Genomic DNA, 21,398 nt, shown 5'->3' on the forward strand with positions numbered 1-21,398 from the left:
TCTCACAGTTCCATGTCGGTGCCGCCGGCGATGGCGAGCCGTTCGAGTTCCTGGAGCACGCGTTCCTCGACGAGTTCGGCCAGCCCCGCGACCGTCCTGGTGATCAGGACGTCCCTGGGCGTCAGCACGATGTCGAAGATCGCCTTGATGCGCGACGCGATGTGCAGGCTGCGGACGGAGTCGCCGCCGAGATCGAAGAAACTGTCCTCGACGCCGACGCGGTCCGCGTCCAGCGCGTCGGCCCAGATCGACGCGAGCACCCGTTCGGTATCGGTGCCGGGCGCCACGTACTGGCCGCCCGCCGCCGTCGCCGGCGGCGTCGGCAGCGCGGACCTGTCGAGCTTTCCGTTGGGGCTCAGCGGGAATCGGTCCAGCACGACGATCGCGGACGGCACCAGGTAACCGGGCAGCGTGCGGGCCAGCGCGGCGCGCAGCGCGGCGGGCTCCGGCACCGGGCCACCCGGTTGCGGCACCACGTACGCCACCAACCGCTTCGGCGCGTCCTGCACGTCCCTGGCGACGACGACCGCGTCGCCGACACCGGGTTCGCCGCGCAGCGCGGCCTCGATCTCGCCGGGCTCGACCCGGAAGCCCCGGATCTTCACCTGCTCGTCCGCCCGCCCCACGAACTCCAGCACGCCGTCAACGGTCCACCGCACCAGGTCGCCGGTCCGGTACATCCGCTCCCCCGGCGACCCGAACGGATTCGCCACGAACCGCTCCGCCGTCAGCCCCGCGCGCCCGAGGTAGCCGCGCGCCAGACCCGCGCCGGCCACGAACAACTCCCCGGCAACGCCGACCGGCACCGGCCGCAAACCCGCGTCCAGCACGTAGACGCGCGTGTTCCAGATCGGCCCGCCGATGACGGGCACGTCCCCGGCCGCAAGGGGTTCGCTCCACGTCGACACGACCGTCGACTCCGTCGGGCCATAGGAGTTGATCAGCCTGCGGCCGGGAGCCCAGCGGTCCACCAGTTCGGCGGAACACGCGTCGCCGCCGACGATCACGGTCCGGAAGTCGGGTAGTGCGCGGTCGGGCACCGTGGCCAACGCGACCGGTGGAATCAACGCGTGCGTCACGCGTCCCTCCGCCAGCACGTCCGCCAGTTGTTCGCCGAGCAGCGGGCCATCGGGCGGCACCACCAGCGTGGCCCCCACCAGCACCGACATGCACAACTCCAACACCGACGCGTCGAAACTCGGCGAGGAGAACTGCAACACCCGATCCCCCACCGCAACCGCATACCGATCGACCTCGGCGGCCGAGAAACTCGCCAGACCCCGATGCGACACCACGACACCCTTCGGCGTCCCCGTCGAACCCGACGTGTAGATCACATACGCCGGATGGTCCAACTCCAACGGGCCCAACCGATCGGCGTCCGTCGGGGCGAGTTCGCCCTCGGGCAGCGGCTCGTCGACGAACAGGACGGGCAGGTCGCCGTCCGCCAGGGGGACGTCCGAGCGGGTCAGCACCAGAACTGGACGGGAATCCCGCAGCATGAACGCGATCCGCTCCAACGGATACGCCGGATCCACCGGAAGGAACGCCCCACCGGCCTTCGCCACCGCCAACTGCGCCACCACGATCTCCACCGAACGCGGTAACACCAACGCCACCACACACTCAGGACCCACACCACGCCGAACCAGCTCACGCGCCAACCGATTCGCCCGCGCATCCACCTCCGCGTAGGTCAGCTCCGAACCGGCCGACACCAACGCCACCGCATCCGGAGTCCGCGCCACCTGCGCCTCAAACAACGCCGGCAACGTCGCCGACTCAACCGCGCGACCCGTGTCGTTCCACTCCGTCAGCACCCGCCGCCGCGCCGACTCGGTGAGCAGGTCGACCCGGCCGACCAGGTCGTCGGGCCGGTCCGCGATGACCCGCAGGACGTGCGTGAGCTGGTCGGCGAACTGGTCGGCCGTCGCCGCGTCGAAGAGGTCGGGGTCGTAGCCAAGTTGGATGGTCAGCCGCGCGCCGGGCACCACCGCGATGGTCAGCGGGTAGTTCGTCGTCTCGACGGCGTCCAGCTCGCGCACCTTGAGGCCGTGCGTGGCGGCGGCCTCGTCGTTGATCACGTAGTTCTCGAACACCACGATGCTGTCGAACAGGCCGGCCTCGGCGGGCAGCTCGGTCCAGCGCGGCAGTTCCGCCAGGGACACGAAGTCGAACCGCCGCGCCTCGGCCTGGGCGGACTGCAACTCTCGCAGCCAGTCGACCAGGCTCGGCTCGTCGCCGACCGCCACCCGGACGGGCAGGGTGTTGATGAACAGCCCGGTGATCGACTCGGAACCCGGCAGGTCGGCCGGCCGGCCCGACACGGTCGCGCCGAAGCAGACGTCGCGCTGTCCGCTGCGTCTGGCGAGCACCAGCGCCCACGCGCCCTGCGCGATGGTGTTCAGCGTCAGCCCGCCGCGCTGGGCGAGTCGGCGCAGCCGCTCGGACTCCGCCTCGTCCAGCGACGCCGGCAGCCAGGTGGCCGAGCGGGTGGCGTGCGTCGGCGCGGGCGGACGGTCGTAGGACAGCGGGGTGGCCGCGGCAAAGCCGGCGAGCGCGCGCCGCCAGTACTCCGCCGCCTCGGACCGATTTCTGGTGTCCAGCCAGGCGAGGTAGTCGCTGAACGGTCGCCGCGCCACCAGCGCGGGCTGACCGCCGGCGCGCAGGGCCGCGTGGCAGCCGAACACGTCCGACAGCACCTGGTAGACGCTCCAGCCGTCCAGCAGGGCGTGGTGGAAGGTCCACAGCACCTGCACCTCGGTGTCGGACAGCCGCGCGATCGTCACCCTGGTCAGCGGCGCGACGGTCGGGTCGAGGCCGAGGGCGCGGTCCTCGGCGACCAGCGCCCGCAGCCGTTCGGCGCGGTCCTGTTCGGCGACCGTCGTCCAGTCGAGGTGGGTGATGGGCAGCGTGACGCGTCGCCGCACGACCTGCATCGGGTCGGCCACCTCGCGCCAGGCGATGCGGGTGCGCAGGATCGGCGTGCGGTCCACCACGTGTTGCCAGGCCTCGGCGAGCGCGCCGGGATCGTCGACGCCGTCCAGCACGAACGTCGCCTGTTCCAGGTAGACGCCAAGATCGCCCTGGGACAGCCCGTGGAACACCATGCCGGCCTGCATCGGCGTCAGCGGGTAGACGTCCTCGACCTCCCGGCCGTCGCCGACCAGTGCGTCCACAGTGGACTGATCGAGCCGCGCGAGCGGGAAGTCCGACGGGGTGCGGCCGCCCGCCTCCGGGTCGGCGCAGTGCGTCACGATCTCCCGCAGCGCGTCGAGCAGTTGGCGCGCCAGGGTTTCCACGGTGCGCTCGCGGTGCAGGCCCGTCGAGTACAGCCAGTCGAACCGCAGGCAGCCGTCCTCGACGCGGGCCACCACGTCCAGTTCGTGGGCGCGCGCGGCGGTCGGGCTGAGGTCGGCGTCCAGGCCGCCGCGCACCGCGCGCAGCGGCCGCCCGCTGAGCACGGTGGACCAGTCGAACTGGCCGAGGTAGTTGAAGCTGACCGGTGGCGTGCCGCCGATCGGGCCGGATCCGGTCAGGTGGCGCAGCGCGCCGTGGCCGATGCCCCGGCCAGGCACGGCCCGCAGCCGCTCCTTGACCACCTTCAGCCGCTCGCCCCAGTCGCCGTACGCGACGTCGAGGGCGACCGGGAACATCGTGGTAAACCAGCCGACCGTGCGGGTTAGGTCGACACCGTCGAACAGGTCCTCGCGGCCGTGCCCCTCCAGGTCGACCAGCACGCGGTCGCGCCCGGTCCAGCCGGACAGCACCTCGGCCAGCGCCGCCAGCAGCACGTCGTTGACCTGGGTCAGGTACGCGCCAGGCACGTCGTGGAGCAGCGCTCTCGTTTCGGCGGCGTCGAGCCGGACGGTGACCTCGCGGACCGAATCCAGCGTGTTCTCGCCGAAGTCGTCCCTGGGCAGCTCGGCGTCGGCGGTCTGTCCCGCCCAGTGGTCGAGCTCGCCGTCGAACCCGCCCGCCCTGGCGTGGCCGGTCAGCCGGAGCGACCAGTCGCGGAACGAGGTGGTCCTCGGGCCGAGGTCGATCGGCTCGCCGCGCTCGGCCTGCCGGTACGCGGTTTCCAGGTCCTCCACCAGGATCCGCCAGGACACCCCGTCCACGACGAGGTGGTGCGCGGCGAGCAGCAGTTCGCCGGGCCGCCCCGCGCCGAGGTCGAACAGCACGGCCCGCAGCAGCGGACCCGCGGCCAGGTCGAAGGTGCGGTGCAGGTCGTCAGCGCACGCGGCCCGCGCGGCGAGCTGGTCGGCGGGCTCGGCTTCGGTGAGGTCGACGCGACGCAGCACCTCGACGGGCTCGATCGGCGCGTTGTGCTGCCGCCATCCGCCGGCCGCGCGGGTGAACCGCATCCGCAGCGCGTCATGGTGTTCCGTCAGCGCGGCGAGCGCGGCCCGCAGCGCCGCCTCGTCGACGTCCTCGACCAGTTCCAGCGTCATGGACTGGTCGAAGTGCTCCGGCTTTGTCGGTGCGGCGTCGAGGTACCAGTGCTGGATGGGGGTCAACGGCACCTCGCCGCTGACCGGCCCCTGCGCGACGGACTCCTCGACCTCGGTCGCGCCGGCCGCCAACGCCTCGATGGTCGGCCGCGCGAACACATCGCGGGGCATCACGCGCAACCCGGCGCGCCGGGCCCGCGACACCACCTGAATGCTCAGGATCGAGTCGCCGCCCAGCTCGAAGAAGTTGTCCCGCACGCCGACCTGCTCGACACCGAGCACCTCGGCCCACACGCCGGCCAACACCCGTTCGGCCTCGGTGCTCGGCGCGACGAACCCGGCCCTCGGCTCGGCCGCGTCGGGCACGGGCAGCGCGGCCCGGTCGAGCTTTCCGTTGCGGCTCAGCGGGAACTCGTCCAGCACCACGAACACGGCCGGCACCAGGTAGTCCGGCAGCGTCCGGCCGAGGGTCTCGCGCAGCTCGGCCGTGTTCAGCGCGTCGTCGTCGGCCGACGGCACCACGTAGGCGACCAGCCTGCGGTGCCCGACCCCGGTGTCCGACGCGACCACGACCGCCTCGGCGACCTGCGGCAGGGTCGTCAGCGCGGCCTCGATCTCGCCGGGTTCGACCCGGAAGCCCCGGATCTTCACCTGCTCGTCCGCCCGCCCCACGAACTCCAGCACGCCGTCGGCGGTCCAGCGCACGACATCGCCGGTGCGGTACATCCGCGAGCCCGGCTCTCCAAACGGATTCGCCACGAACCGCTCCGCGGTCAACCCGGCGCGCCCGAGATAGCCGCGCGCCAGACCCGCGCCGGCCACGAACAGCTCCCCGGCCACGCCGACCGGCACCGGCCGCAAACCCGCGTCCAACACGTAGACGCGCGTGTTCCAGATCGGCCCGCCGATGACCGGACTCTGTCCAGCCGCAAGGGGTTCGCTCCAGGTCGACACGACCGTCGACTCCGTCGGGCCGTAGGAGTTGATCAGCCGACGCCCTGGCGCCCACCGGTCCACCAGCTCCGGTGAACACGCGTCGCCACCGACGATCATCGTGCGGAACGCGGGCAGCTCGACCGCCGGCACGGTGGCCAGCGCGACCGGCGGGATCAACGCGTGCGTGATCTCCTGTCCCGCCAACACCTCGGCGAGCTGCTCGCCGAGCAGCGGGCCTTCTGGCGGCACGACCAGCGTGGCCCCGACCAGCACCGACATGCACAACTCCAACACCGACGCATCGAAACTCGGCGAGGAGAACTGCAACACCCGATCCCCCGCCGCAACCGCGTACCGATCGACCTCGGCGGCCGAGAAACTCGCCAGACCCCGGTGCGAGACAACGACACCCTTCGGCGTCCCCGTCGAACCCGACGTGTAGATCACATACGCCGGATGGTCCAACACCAACGGGCCCAACCGATCCGCGTCGCTCACCGCGCCCCCGTCACGCGCGGCGATCGAGGCGAGCGTGTCCGGATCGTCCAGCGGCAGCACCGGGACCTCTCCGGCCGGAACCTCGACGTCCGAGCGGGTCAGCACCAGCACCGGGCGGGAGTCCCGCAACATGAACGCGATCCGCTCCACCGGATACGCCGGATCCACCGGCAGAAACGCCCCGCCCGCCTTCGCCACCGCCAACTCCGCCACCACGATCTCCACCGACCGAGGCAACACCAACGCCACCACAGCCTCAGGACCAACACCACGCGCAACCAGCTCACGCGCCAACCCATTCGCCCGCGCATCCACCTCCGCGTAGCTCAACTCCACACCAGCCGACACCAACGCCACCACATCCGGAGTCCGCCCCACCTGCGCCTCAAACAACGCCGGCAACGTCGCCGCAGCCACCGCACGATCCGTGTCGTTCCACTCGGTCAGCACCCGCCGCCGCTCGGCGGGGCCGAGCAGGTCGAGTTGGTCGAGCTCGGTGATCGCGTCGTCGGCCAGCAGGTCGAGCACGTGGGTCAGGTGCCCGGACAGGTTCCGCACGGTCCGTTCGTCGAACAGGGCGCTGTCGTAGCCGAACTGGATCGTCAGCTCCTCACCGGGGATGACCACCAGGCTGAGCGGATAGCTGGTCGGCTCGACGGCGTCCATGTCGTGCAGCCGCAGGCCGTACTGGGCAAGGGCGTCCTCGTCGAACGGGTAGTTCTCGAACACGACGATGCTGTCGAACAGGGTGACGCCGCCGGGAACCGCGGTCCAGCCCTGGAGTTCGGCCAGCGAGACGAAGTCGAACCGCCGCGACTCGGCCTGCGCGGACTGGAGTTCCCGCAACCACGGGATCAGTTTCTGTCCACTGTGGACGCGCAGTCGCGTCGGCAGGGTGTTGATGAACATCCCCACCATTGACTCCACGCCGGCCAGCTCGGCGGGCCGACCGGACACGGTGGTGCCGAACACCACGTCGGTGTCGCCGGTGTAGCGCGCCAACAGCACGCCCCAGGCGCCCTGCACTACGGTGTTCATGGTCAGCCCGTGCCGCTGCGCGGTCTCCCGCAGCCGGGTCGACCGCGCGGCGGACATCGTGAAGCGGATCGCCTCGGCGGACTCGGCCCGGTGCGCGTCGACCGGGCGGCGGTCATACGGCAGCGCGGTCGGCGAGTCGAACCCGTCCAGCAGGCCGCGCCAGTGCGCCTGCGCCTCGGCCTGGTCGCGCTCGCCAAGCCAGGCGAGGTAGTCGCGGAACGGTTGCCGTGGCGCAAGCGCGGCGGCCCGGCCACCGGTCGCGGCGGCGTGCAGCGCGCACACCTCGGTGAACACCTCGGCCGCGCTCCAGCCGTCCAGCAGGATGTGGTGGAACGTCCAGAGCTGCGCGACCTCGTCGGCGGACAGCCGCGCGATGGTCAGCCGCATCAGCGGCGCGATCGCGAGATCCAGGCCCGCGGCCCGATCCTGCTCGACCAGCCCGGCGAGCGCGGCCTCGCGCGCCGGCTCCGCCAGGCCCGCGAGGTCGTGATACGCGATCGGCAGCTCGACCTCGCGCTGCACCACCTGCAACGGCCGGTCGAGCCCGTCCCAGACGACCCGGCTGCGCAGGATCGCGGTGCGCTCGACAACCCGCTGCCAGGCCGCGCCGAGCTCCTTCGGGTCACGCACCCCGGACAGCCGCAGCCGCACCTGGTTGAAGTACGCGCCGGTGCTCGCGCCCACTAGGCTGTGGAACACCATGCCGGCCTGCATCGGCGTCAGCGGGTAGACGTCCTCGACCTCCCGGCCGTCGCCGACCAGGATGTCCACAGTGGACTGATCGAGCCGCGCGAGTGGGAAATCCGACGGCGTCCGGCCGCCCGCCTCCGGGTCGGCGCAGTGCGCCACGATCGCCTCGACGGCGGCCAGGGTCTCCTCGGCCAGCCGGGACATCGTGTCCGCGTGGTGCAGGCCGGTGGAGTAGCTGAAGGTCAGTTCGAGGCGCCGGTGCTCGACCCTGCCGACGACGTCGAGCTGGTGCGGCCGCTGGGTTTCCCCGTCCGCGTGGCCGGCGAGCCCGCCGTCCATCGCGCCGAACAGGTCGCCGCCTGCGTCGGGCCAGTCGAACTGGCCGAGGTAGTTGAAGCTCACCAACGGCTCGACCGGCGCGCCGAGGTCGGCCCGCGCGAGGTAGCGCAGCGCGCCGTAGCCGACGCCCCGGTGCGGCACTGCGCGCAGTTGTTCCTTGACGGACTTGAGCGTCGCTCCCCAGTCGCCGTCCGGCACGTCGAGCGCCACCGGGAACAGCGCGGTGAACCAGCCGACCGTGCGGGACAGGTCGACACCGTCGAACAGCTCCTCGCGGCCGTGCCCCTCCAGGTTCAGCAGCACCCTCGGCCGCCCGGTCCAGCCCGACAGCGCCCGCGCGAGAGCACTGAGCAGCACGTCGTTGACCTGCGTCAGGTAGGCGCGCGGCACGTCCTGCAACAGCGCCCTGGTGGCTTCCGCGCCGAGCCGGACGGTGACCGAGCGCGTCGAGCCGACGGTGTTCGCGCCGCACCCGTCGGTGGGCAGCGCGGCATCGGCCCGGTCGCCGACGGCCGTCCAGTGCGCCAGCTCGTCGTCGAAGCCGCCTGCCGCGGCGTGCTCGTCCAGCCGCAGCGCCCAGTCCCGGAAGGCGGTGGTCTTCTCCCCCAGGGTGATCGGCGTGCCGCCGAGGGCCTGCCGGTACGCGGTTTCCAGGTCCTCCAACAGGATCCGCCAGGACACGCCGTCCACGACGAGGTGGTGCGCGGCAAGGAACAGCAGGGGGTGCGCCTCGCCGCGACGGAACAGCACGGCGCGCAGCAATGGTCCCTCGGCCAGGTCGAAGCCCTGGTGCACGTCCTCGATGGCGCGGTCGATCCCGGCGGGCAGCGCGTGCCGCACCAGCAGCGGATCCTCCCGCTGGGTCGGCGCGTTGCACTGCCGCCACCGGCCGTCCACGCGGGTGAACCGCATCCGCAGCGCGTCGTGGTGCTCGACCAGCGCGGCGAGCGCGGCGCGCAGCGCGGCCTCGTCCACGTCCTCGGCCAGTTCGACGCGCACGGACTGGTCCAGCTGCTCCGGCCTGGCCCCGCTGGTCTCGAAGAACCAGCGCTGGATCGGGGTCAGTGGCGCTTCGCCGCTGACCGGTCCCTGCTCGATCCGTTCCGCCACCTCGGCGGCGCCGGCCGCCAGGGCGGCGACCGTCGGCCGCGCGAACACGTCGCGCGGCATCACGCCGAGCCCGGCGCGGCGGGCCCGCGACACCACCTGGATGCTCAGGATCGAGTCGCCGCCCAGCTCGAAGAAGTTGTCCTCGACGCCGACGCTCGGCACGCCGAGCACCTCGGCCCAGATGCCGGCCAGCAGCAGTTCCGCCTCGGTGCGCGGCGCGACGAAGCCGATCCGCTGCTCGGCCAGGTCGGGCACCGGCAGTGCGGCCCTGTCCAGCTTTCCGTGCCGGCTCAACGGCAACTCGTCCAACAGCACGAAGGCAGTCGGCACCATGTAGTCGGGCAGCAGCCCGGCGAGGGCCGCGCCGAGTGCCGCGGGACGCACCTCGCTCGAACCGGGGCTCGGCACCACATAGGCCACCAGCCGCCGGGTGCCGCCGCTGCCGCTCGCCGCCACGACGACGGCCTCGGCGACCTCGGGCAGCCCGGTCAACGCGGCCTCGATCTCGCCGGGTTCGATGCGGAAGCCCCGGATCTTGACCTGCTCGTCCACCCTGCCGACGAACTCCAGCTCGCCGTCGGCGGTCCACCGCACCAGGTCGCCGGTGCGGTACATCCGCGAGCCCGGTGCGCCGAACGGGTCGGCCACGAACCGGTCCGCGGTCAGGCCGGGACGGCGGAGGTAGCCACGCGCCAGGCCGCCGCCGGTGATGTGCAGTTCGCCCGCGACGCCGACCGGCGTCGGTCTCAGCGCGGCGTCCAGCACGTAGACCTGGTTGTGGTCGAGGGCGTGCCCGATCGGCACCGGCTCGGCGACCAGCTCCGCGTCGGACATCCGGTGGGCGGTGGCGAAGGTCGTGGTCTCGGTGGGGCCGTACCCGTCGACGACGACCAGCCCGGGGCACGCGTCCAGCACTCGGCGCACCGCCCAGGCCGGCACGACGTCGCCGCCGGTCCACACCTCGCGCACGCCGTCGAGACAGTGCGGCGATTCCTGTGCCAACACGCGGAACACGCCTGCGGTCAGCCACAGCGCGGTCACGCCGTGCGCGGTCGTGGTGTGCCGCACCACGTCCGCGTCCACGGCGCCGGGCGGCGCGAGCACGACGCGCCCGCCGCGCAGCAGCGGCACCCACAGCTCGTAGGTGGAGGCGTCGAACGCGGGCGGCGAGTGCAGCAGCACCCGGTCGTGCGCGCCGTTGTCGAACCGGTGGTCGTGGACCAGGGCGACGACGTCTCGGTGCCGCACCGCCACGCCCTTCGGCGTGCCGGTCGACCCGGAGGTGTACATCACGTACGCGAGACACTCCGGATCCACGAACGCGGCAGGCCCGTGCACCACCTCGGCGGAGTCGGCGTCCACCACGACGGTCGGTCCACTGTGGACCTTCGCGGCGAGGTCGGCCCAGGTGTGGTCGGTGAGCAGGACCTCGGCCTCGGCCTCCGCCAGCACCAGTCGCATCCGGTCGGCCGGGGCCCGCGCGTCGAGCGGCACGTACGCGCCGCCCGCCTTGAGCACCGCCAGCTCCGCGATCACGAACTCGACGGATCGCTCCAGCAGCAGGCCGACGCGGCTCTCCGCGCGAACGCCGAGGTCGGTCAGCCGCCGCGCCAGCGCGGTCGAGGACCGGTCCAGTTCCGCGTAGCTCACCTCGACGCCGTCGGCCGCGACGGCGATCGCGTCGGGCGTACGCCGGACCTGCTCGGCGAACAGGCCGTGGACGGTGTCGTCGGCCGGTTCCTCGACCGGCCCGTTCCACTCGACCAGCAGGCGGAGCCGCTCGGCGTCAGTCAGCATCGGCAGCTCGTCGACCGGCCCGTCCAGGTGTTCCGCCATGCCGGCCAGCAGGGTCACCAGGTGCTCGGCCATGCGGTGCACGGTCGCCGCGTCGAACTGGGTCGGGTCGTAGCCGAGGGCGAGGCCGAGCGTGTCGCCGGGATAGGCGACCACGCTGAGCGGATAGTTGGTCGTCTCGATGCCACGCAGCTCGCGCAGGCCGAGCCCGTGCGCCCCGGCCGTCTCGTCGTTGATCGGGTAGTTCTCGAATACGACGATGCTGTCGAACAGCGCGCCGCCGGCCGGTAGTTCGCTCCAGCCCTGGATGTGCGCGAGGGACACGAAGTCGAAGCGGCGCGACTCCGCCTGCGCCAGCTGTAGGTCGCGCAGCCAGTCGGCCAGCCGCTGGTCGCCGCGCACCTCGGCGCGCAGCGGCAGCGTGTTGATGAAGATGCCGATCATCGACTCGACGCCGGGCAGTTCGGCCGGCCGGCCGGACACCGTGGTGCCGAACACGACGTCGCTTTGCCCGGCGTGCCTGGACAGCAGCACGGCCCAGGCGCCCTGCACGAGCGTGTTCACGGTCAGGCCGTTGGCCGACGCCGCCAGCCGCAGCGCGGCCGACCGTTCCGCCGGCAGCGCGACGCGTACGGTGCCGGTGGACTCGGCGCGGTGCGCCTCGGCGGAAACGCGGTCGCGGGGCAGGGCCGTCGACTCGGTGAGGCCGGACAGCGCGCGCCGCCAGTGCTCCTCGGCCGCCGCGTGGTCGCGGTCGCCGAGCCAGTCGAGGTAGTCGCGGAACGGTCGGCGCGGCACCGGGTCCGCGGCGGAGTCACCCGACAGCACGGCGTGCCAGGCGAACACGTCGGCGAGGACCTCGAAGACGCTCCACCCGTCCAGCAGCACGTGGTGGAATGTCCACACGACCCTGACTTCGTTGTCGGACAGCCGAATCAGGGCCACCCGGAGCAGCGGGGCGAGGTCCAGCCCGAGGCCTTCGGCGCGGTCGGCGGCGAGCAGGTCGTGCAGGCGCGCCTGCCGCTGCCGCTCCGACAGTCCGGTCCAGTCGTGCGTGGTGATCGGGACGCCGACGTGCCGCTGCACCACCTGGAGCGGCTCGTCGACGCCCTCCCACACGACGCGGCTGCGCAGGATCGGCGTCGCCGCCACGACCCGGTGCCACGCCTCGCCGAGCACGCCGAGGTCGGGCACCCCGGCCAGCACGAAGGTCAACTGCTGGAAGTAGACGCCCTGGTCTCCCTGGGACAGCCGGTGGAACACCATCCCGGCCTGCGTCGGGGTCAGCGGGTAGATGTCCTCGACCGCCTCACCGTCGCCGACCAGCGCGTCCACAGTGGACTGATCGAGTCGCGCGAGCGGGAAGTCCGATGGGGTGCGCCCGCCGGTATCCGGCCGCGCGCAGTGCGCGAGGAGCTGCCGTAGGGCGTCGAGCATGGCGTCGGCGACCGCGCGGACGGTGTCCGACCGGTGCACGTGCTCGGAGTAGAGCCAGCGGAACTCCAGGCAGCCGTCCTCGACGATGCCGACCACGTCGATCAGGTGCGCGCGCGCCGCGTCGGGGTCGGTGGACAGGTCGAGCGCGGGTCGCGATGCGTAGAGCCCGTCGGGCAGGTCGAACTGGCCGAGATAGTTGAAGCTCACCCTCGGCGACACGGCAGGGGCGCGGCCGTCGAGGTGGCGCAGCGCGCCGTAGCCGAGGCCCCGCCCCGGCACGGCCCGCAGCTGTTCCTTGACCGACTTCAGCGCGGAACCCCAGTCGCCGGCCGGCGCGTCGAGCGCGACCGGGAACAACGACGTGAACCACCCGACGGTGCGGGACAGGTCGACGCCGTCGAACAGCTCCTCCCGGCCGTGCCCCTCCAGGTCGATCAGCACGCGGTCGCGGCCGGTCCAGTCGGCCAGCGCGCGGCCGAGCGCGGTCAGCAGCACGTCGTTGACCTGCGTGCGATATACGGCCGGCACGTCGTGCAGCAGCGCGGCGGTGTCCGCAGCGTCGAGCCGGACGGTGACCGACCGCTCCGAGCCGACGGTGTTCGCGCCGTCCCGGTCCACCGGCAACGCAGGATCGGTCCCGGCGCCCACCTCGGACCAGTGCGGCAGTTCGGTGTCGAACCCGCCGGCCAGCGCGTGTTCGGCAAGGCGCGTCGACCAGTCCCGCACCGGAGTGGTCTTGGGGCCGAGGCGGACGGCCTCGCCGCGCAGGGCCTGCGCGTAGCCGATGTCCAGGTCCGCCAACAGGATCCGCCAGGACACGCCGTCCACGACCAGGTGGTGGACGGCGAGGAACAGCGCCGGTCGCCGGTCGTCGCCGAGGTCGAACAGCACCGCCCGCAGCAGCGGGCCCGCGCCGAGGTCGAGGCTCGTGTGCGTCTCGCCGACGGCGCGGCGCACGGCCGCGTCCCGCATGCCGTGGTGCACGGCCGAAAGGTCGAGCAGGCGCAGCGGATCGGCGGTCGCGGCGGCGGCGTTGTGTTGCCGCCACCCGTGTTCGGTGCGCTCGAAGCGCATCCGCAGCGCGTCGTGGTGCGCCACGATCGCGGTCAGCGCGGCGCGCAGCGCGGCCTCGTCGACGTGCTCGCGCAGCTCGACCGTCACGGACTGGTTGAAGTGCCAGGGACGCGCGGGGTCGCTGTCGAGGAACCACCGTTGGATCGGGGTCAGCGGCACGTCACCGCTGACGACGCCCTGCTCCGCCACCACCGCGTCGGCGACCCGGCCGACGGCGGGGGCGAGCTTCGCGATGGTCTGGTGTTGGAAGATGTCCTTGCTGGTCAGGCCGTAGCCGGCCTGCCTGGCGCGGGACACCAACGCGATGCTGAGGATCGAGTCGCCGCCCAGCTCGAAGAAGTTGTTGTGCACGCCGACTCGGTCGACGCCGAGGACGTCGGCCCAGATCTCGGCCAGCGCGCGTTCGGTGTCGGTGCGGGGCGCGACATAGCCGACGGCCTGCCGGCGCGGCCGGTCGGCCGGCGCGGCCTCCGGCTCGTTCGCCCAGCGTTCGGTGGCGAGCGGCCCGAGCGCGGCGAGCGGGCTGTCCGGGGTGTCGGCGATCGCGGCGAGCAGCTTCGCCAGGTTCCGGGCCAGGTCGTCGATGGTTGCCGCGTCGAACAGGTCGGTGTTGTACTCGACCGCGAGGTCCAGTTCGCCGTCCCTCGGCCAGAACTCCAGCACGAGGTCGAACCGCGCGGCCGGTCGCGGCAGCCGCTGTTCGGCGATGCGCAGTCCGCCGATCTCCCGCGTCGGCACCATGTCGGTCTGGAGCACGACGAGCGCCTGCACCAGCGGCGTGCGGCTGGGGTCGCGGTCGGGTCGCAGCTCCTCGACCAACCGGTCGAAGGGCACCTCGCCGTGTTCGAAGGCCGCGAGCACGGTTTCCCTTACCGCGCCGAGGAAGTCGGCGAAGCGCTGCGCCGGGTCGATCCGCGAGCGCAGCACGAGGGTGTTCACGAAGAACCCGGCCAGCCGCTCGAGTTCGGCGCGGTCGCGGCCGGAGGTCACGGTGCCGATGGCGATGTCGCGCTGGTTCGCCTGCTGGGACAGCAGCAGCTGCGCGGCGGCGGTGAGCGTGACGAACAGGGTCGCGTCGTGCGTCTGGCCCAGCCTGGTGAGCCGGCCGACCAGCTCGGCCGGCAGGGCGCGGCGGTGCAGCGCGCCGTGCGTGGTGCGCACCGATGGCCTCGGCCGGTCGGTCGGCAGGTCGAGGCCGCGCAGCCCGTCGAGCTGCCGACGCCAGTAGTCGACGTGCTCGTCGAGGTCGGGGCCGGCGGCGCGAGCGCGCTGCCACACGGCGTAGTCCGGGTACTGGATCGGCAGGTCCGGCAGCCCGGCCGCGGCGCCGTGCGCGTACAGCTCGCCGAGCTCGTCGACGAGCAGGCCAACGGACCAGCCGTCGGTGACGATGTGGTGCTGCGCCAGCACAAGCACGTGCTCGGTCTCCGCGAGGCGGATCAGCACGGCCCTGGTCAGCGGGCCCCTGCGCAGGTCGAAGGGCCGGCCGGCCTCGCGCAGCAGTTCCGCGTCCAACGCGGTGTCGCGGTCCGTCCCCGAGAGGTGGCCGAGGTCGACCGACCGGAGCGGGAGGTCGCCGTGGTCGGCGACGCGCTGCACGCCGCGCCCGTCGACGGTGTCGAAGGTGGTGCGCAGCGACTCGTGCCGCGCAGCCAGCGCCGCCAGCGCCGCCAGCAGCGCCGCCTCGTCCAGCCGGCCGGTCAGCCGCAGGCCGACGCCGGTGTTGTACTCGGTGCCGCCGGGGGCGAGGTCGTCGAGGAACCAGAGTCGTTGCTGCGCAGAGGAAAGCGGCAGCGCCGCCGCGCGGTCGACCCGGGTGATCGGCGGTTCGCCCGCCGGGGCCGCCTCGACAAGTTCGGCGAGGCCCGCGACGGTCGGATGGTCGAAGACGGCGCGCGGCGGCAGGCTCACGCCGAGTTCCGCGCGGATCCTGGCCAGCACCCGCGCGCCGAGGACGGAGTCGCCGCCGACGTGCACGAAGTGGTCCTCGACGCCGACGCGGTCGACGCCGATGGCCTCGGCCCAGATCCGCGCGACGGCCCGCTCGGTGTCGGTGCGGGGCGGCACGAGTCCGGTCGGGGACACCGCGTCGGCGGGCTCGGGCAGCGCGGTCCGGTCGAGCTTTCCGTTGGGGCTCAACGGCAGCTGGTCCAGCAGCACGAAGGCCGCCGGCACCAGGTGCGCGGGCATCGACGTGGCGAGCAGCGCACGAAGGTCCGCGGCGGCGGGGGCGGTGCCCGGCGCGGCGACGACGTAGGCGACGAGCCGCCGGTGCCCCCTTCTCGACTCGCCAGCCACCACGACGGCCCGGTCGACGTCGGTGTGGTCGCGCAGCGCGGCCTCGATCTCGCCAGGCTCGATCCGCACCCCGCGGATCTTCACCTGGTGGTCGGCGCGGCCGACGAACTCCAGCTCGCCGTCGCAGCCCATGCGCACGACGTCGCCGGTGCGGTACATGCGGGATCCCGGCGGCCCGAACGGGTTGGCCAGGAAGCGTTCCGAGGTCAGGCCGGGGCGGCGCAGGTAGCCCCTGGCCAGGCCGATGCCCGACACATACAGCTCGCCGTCGGCGCCGACCGGCACGGGGCGCAGCGCGGCGTCCAGGACGTAGCCCTGGGTGTTCCAGATCGGCCGCCCGATCGGCGGGGTGCCGCCGGGGCGCAGCGGCTGGCTCCAGGTGGCCACGACAGTGGACTCGGTCGGGCCGTAGGCGTTGATCATCCGCCGGCCGGGTGCCCAGCGGTCGACCAGGTCGGCGGTGCAGGCGTCGCCGCCGACGATGAGCGTGCGGAACGCGGGCAGGTCGGCGGGCGGCAGCGTGGCCAGCGCCACCGGCGGGATCAGGGCGTGCGTGACCCGCTGGCGCGCCAACACGTCCGCGAGCTGGTCGCCGAGCAGCGGTCCCGGCGGCGGCACCACGATCGCCGCGCCGACCGGCAGCGCCATGCACAGCTCGAGCACCGACGCGTCGAAGCTCGGCGAGGAGAACTGGAGCACCCGGTCGCCGGGGCCGACGTCGAAGCGGTCCGCCTCGGCCGCGGCGAAGCTGGCCAGGCCGCGGTGCGCGACGACGACGCCCTTGGGGCGGCCGGTGGAACCCGAGGTGTAGATGACGTACGCGGCGTGCTCGAGCCGCAGCGGCGCTGTCCGGTCCGCGTCGGTCGGCGCGGTGTCGGGCAGGCCCGCGAGGATCGCGGCGGTGTCCGGCGCGTCGATGGGGAGCGTCGGCACGCCGTCAACCGAGGACGGCCCGGCGGCGGCGATGACGAGCGCGGGGCGCGCGTCGGCCAGCATGAACCCGATCCGCTCCGCCGGGTACGCGGGGTCGACCGGGAGGTAGGCCGCGCCCGCCTTGACCACGCCGAGTTGGGCGACCACCAGGTCGACCGAGCGCGGCAGCGCGAGCGCCACGATGCGCTCCGGCCCGATCCCCCTGCCGATCAGCAGGTGGGCCAGGCGATTGGCCCTCCTGTCCAGTTCGGCGTAGCTCAGCGTCCCGTTCTCGAAGGCCAGCGCGGGCGCGTCGGGGGTCCTGGCGACCTGGGCCTCGAACAGCGCGGGCAGCGTCCCCGGCGGCACTGCTCGTTCGGTGTCGTTCCACTCCGCGAGCAGACGGTCATGGGAGATCATGGACTCGGACCTTTCGGGCGCGGGTCAGCACCGGTGCGGTGGGGTTGGAAAGGTTGAGCCTGTGCGGGTCGGGTGGACCGGCGCGGGATCAGGACGGCGAGCGCTCACGCCGCGCGATGCGGCCGCCCGTCTGTAGTCCGTCGATCCGGCCGGTCCTCGGGTCTGTGACGAATCGGCCGCCGTGGATCCACTTGTCCGACGCGGGGTGTCGCACCGCGAAGTCGCCGCGCTCGTACAGGGTGAGTCCCGGGTACACCTCGCCGGAGACCGCCAGCTGCGGCTGGCCCGCGCGGGCGGCGAGCACCGAGTACTCCGTGCCACCGTTGACGTATCTCCCGAAGTACTCGGTCGGCAGCGGCACCGGCCGCGCCGACGCGAGCGGCGTCGTGTACATGCCGACGTCGAGGCCGACGGCGGCCAGCTCGGGCACCAGGTCCTCCCACATCGCCGCCCCGGTGTTGGCGTTGGTGGTGAGCGCGACCACGCAGCCGCCGGCCGGGTCAACACGCAGGTGACAGGACGTGCCGTCGGCGGTGCCGTCGTGACCAAGCCACCGGGTCGAGCCGCGGCCGAACAGCGCGACGCCGAGGCCCCAGCCGTGCGCCATGCCGAAGGGCTCCGCGCCGGGCACCGCACGGCGCATCTCGGCGATCGCGTCGGCGTCGAGCGGGGCCGCACGTCCCGGGGGCGCGTCGCGCAGGTGCAGCCGACCGAAGGCGACCAGGTCCCTGGCGCTCATCGCGAGCGCGCCGGCCGGAGCCAGCGCCGGTGTCATCGTCTGCGCGACCGGGATCGGCTCGCCGGTCCGGGTGTTGACGGTGTGCCCTGCGGCGAAGTGCCCAGGCTGGCTGGCCGCGTTCGGCGACACCACGAACGTGGCGGGAATGTCCAGTGGCCGCAACAGCACCGACTCGACCGCCTCGAACCAGGACATACCGGTGATCACCTCGATGAGGCGGCCGGCGACGAGGAAGCCGAGGTTGGAGTAGGAGAATCCGGCGCCGGCCGAGCAGACGGGCTCGCAGTGCGCGATCCGGTCGGCCACGTAGCGGCGCAGCGAGCTGGTCGCGGCGTCCCGGTCGGCCAGGCTGGAGGGGAGGCCGCTGGTGTGGCTGAGCAGTTGCCGCAGTGTCAGGCGGTCGCCGAGCCTGGCCGCTCCCCTGGCCAGCTCGGGCAGCTGGGCGCCGACCGGCTCGTCGAGGTCGAGATCGTCGTCGGCGACCAGCGCCATCGCGGTCGTGGCGGTGAACATCTTGCCGACGGAGCCGATCGGGACGGCGGAGTCGCTCCGCAGCTCGCGACCGGTGGCGTGCTCCTGCTCGCCGACGGCGACGCCGTGCGTCCTGCCGTCCTGGTGCCAGGCCAGCTGCGCGCCGGGCACGCGGTGCTGTCGGGCCAATCGGGTGACCGCCTCGGTCAGCCGATCGGTGGTCCGGGCGCTGCGTTCGCTCGCTCTCGCGCGGTCTGCATGTCTTGTGCCTACCCCACCCGAGTGCATCCGGGCGCGCGCCGAAAGTGGTGTCACCAAGGCAAACCTTTCCTCGAAGTGTCGACAGTGGATGGACGACCGAGCGTCCGGGGACCAGCGTCGAGAGATCGACAGAACGGGACGACACGCCTTGGCATCGTTAGGTTGACCCGAAAGGACTGTGGGAGATCGCCTCTCCCGTCGGCAGAGGTGGTGCAGCGGAGATCATCGTCAGTCCGCGGTCCGTCTTCGTCCGCGACCGAAGGTCACGTCCTGGGGACACGCGCAGCACACAACGTCACATGGCTCGAACATCACAAAACCGTCCCTCGCGACTCGGACACAATGACCCGCGCGTCAAACCGGGTTCGCCACCGGCTGACACTCACGCGGACCAGTGTCAAAGAAAAGTAAGGCCTAAATCAGCAAGCTACTCCCAACGTTCCAGCTGCCGAGATCTTCACGCTGCATGTCGGTTTGTAAAATCGCTACCGCCGATCGGAGTATTCAACTAAGCCAGGGTCCCACTCCACCCGAACGGCGGAGCATTTGCGGCCCCGGGTACATCTCACCGATGGGCTCTACCCCACGTCGAGTCCGTCCAAACTAATTTTCGGTGGATTCTCCGGACTAGATCATCGGTCACCCTCCGCAGTTGTTTCGAATCTCGTTCGTCCGAGTTGCGCACTGCGACCGGATGTAGACGGATACCGATAACCGGACGGGCCGCACGGGGACCACAGAGAGCAATAAGGGCACCCGTTGGCACCACCCGCCTGGAGTCTGCACGGCCGCAAAGATCAGGCACTACGGTCGCTCCCGGCTGACCGCACCAAAGAAAGCGCCTGCGACCACCCGTGAAGCCCGACCAGTGCCGAATGAACAGTACATCAGGAGGATTGCCGCCCAACACAATCAATTGATGAGGCAACCAATACCTCCACACCCTTCTACCAGCAGGTTCAGGGATTTCCGGCATTGCCGACCCTGGTCACGGGCGGCATACACCCACACGATCGACCGACCTTCCCCGATGCCCACCCCCAGTAGAACTGTTGATCTGTTCAGGTCACTGCGGATCCACCCAAACCACTGTAGGTAACTAACCGGGCCGCACTCACGACACACGTAACGAAGATTGCCGGCCAGCAAGGTCCACCGACGGCGCCGTTCGCCGATTGCGCCGTTCGGCCCGCCCACGAGTCGCATCCCAGGCCCCCGGATGCGTTTTACCGGGCCGCACCCCGGCTTGTCCATTCTGCCCTCGGTGTCGCGCACGCCCATGTTGGGAAGGTTTTGCATGCCTTTTTCTGCACTGCCCCGTGCCATATTAGGCAGCCGACCGGCACGTTTCGCACTGACCGGCTTCACCGCTATGGCAGTCAGTTATGGCTCACTGTTTACCTTGGTCACGCTGCTGCACGTCAACACCGCTCTCGCGTACCTGGTACAAGCGGCGCTGGCCATCGAGGTGAATTACCTCCTGAACCTCCGGTTCACCTGGGCGGACCGCCAGGGCGGCCTCTGGCGCACCTGGTGGCGCTTTCACGCGAGCCGGCTCGCGCTGGTTCCGGTGAACCAGGCGCTGTTCACCGTCCTGGTGTGGGCGGAGGTCAACTACCTCGTCGCGAACACCGTGTGCATCGTCGGGTCCACAGTGGCCAACTACGTGCTCGGCGACCGCTTCGTGTTCGCCGGACGGCGGACGGCGCGCACCGAGCCGACCACCACCGAGCCCACCGTCGCCGAGCCCACCACCACCGGGCCAACCACCGCCGAGCCGACCACGCCCGCGCCGCCGGCCTGCGGCGACCGGCGAAGACGGTGGCAGGGAGACAGACCCGCGGTTTCCGTTGTGGTGCCGGTGAAACACAGCGCGCCCGTGATCCGGCCGCTGGTGGTCTCCCTGCTGGAACAGGACTACGACGGCCGCATCGAGGTCGTTCTCGTCGGCGACCTCGGCGACTCCACCTGGTCCGCGCTCGACGGCCACCTCGGCCGCGACCCGGTCACCGCCTATGAAGCGGAGGTGCACGCGCCGTTGCGGGACGCCAACGCCAAGCGCAACATCGGCCTCGACCGCGCCACCGGCGAGGTGCTGGTGCTGACCGACAGCGACATGCGATTACCCCTGAACTGGGTCAGCACCGCGGTGTCCATGCTCGCGGCGGGGCACCACGCCGTCGCCGGCCCCATGCGCAGCGTCTCTACGGCCTTCTGGGGCCGCTACATCGACCAGAACATGTGGGGCAGCAAGACCCCGAGGATGGACCGGGGCTACCTGCTCACCGAGCGGAACTTCGGGCGTGGCAACAACATGCCGCCGGTGACCGCGAACTTCGCCTGCACCCGATCGATGTACGAGCACGTCGGCGGGCCGCCAACGGACTTCTCCTATTCCTACGAGGACTATCCCTGGTTCCTCGCCATCGTCAACGCGGGCTACGACATCCGCTGCGCCCCGGAACTCGCCGCGTGGCACCGACATCGGTCCACCCTGCGGTCCCTGATCAAGGAGTACCGGGAGTCGGGCTGGGGCTGCGCCGACTACATCGCCACCCATCCCACCTGCCGGCTGGCCCGTCGACGCCTCGCGCAGCTGCTCGCGCTGCTCGGCGTCGCCTCGGTCGGCGCGGTGGCCGCCGCCGCGGCGCCGCTCACCGTCCTGGCCACCGCGGGCGCGCTCGCGGCGGCCACGTGCGTGGCGAGCGCGGTGCGCGGCAGGGCGCTCGACGCCGCCGCGTTCCCGCTGTGCACCACCACCCTCGGCCTGGCCTTCGCCCTCGGCATGCTGGTCCGGTTCGCCCGACGCGGCTGGCGGGCGCCGGTCGCCGTGGTGACCGGGACGATCCAGCGGCTGCACGTCGCCGGGCCGGTGTCGGAGGCGCAGTTTCCAGCAGTCACCACTCAGAGCTCCTAACACAATGACT

Annotated in this window: 3 protein-coding genes; 1 reads left to right on the forward strand and 2 read right to left on the reverse strand. The window is 72.0% G+C overall.

From position 1 onward, the window contains the following. Positions 1-2: 2 nt before the first annotated feature. Complete coding sequence (locus F0L68_RS25280) at positions 3-17,000, reverse strand: non-ribosomal peptide synthase/polyketide synthase (protein WP_149852291.1); 16,998 nt, start codon at positions 16,998-17,000, stop codon at positions 3-5. A gap of 88 nt (positions 17,001-17,088) precedes the next feature. Continuing rightward, complete coding sequence (locus F0L68_RS25285) at positions 17,089-18,498, reverse strand: serine hydrolase domain-containing protein (protein ID WP_223199122.1); 1,410 nt, start codon at positions 18,496-18,498, stop codon at positions 17,089-17,091. Between the two features lie 1,270 nt (positions 18,499-19,768). Here F0L68_RS25285 and F0L68_RS25290 point away from each other — a divergent pair. Next, a complete protein-coding gene (locus F0L68_RS25290; RefSeq protein WP_223199119.1) occupies positions 19,769-21,388 on the forward strand; it encodes a GtrA family protein in 1,620 nt (539 codons plus the stop codon). Positions 21,389-21,398: the final 10 nt, after the last annotated feature.

The organism is Solihabitans fulvus, from assembly GCF_008386585.1.
Lineage (GTDB): Bacteria > Actinomycetota > Actinomycetes > Mycobacteriales > Pseudonocardiaceae > Solihabitans > Solihabitans fulvus.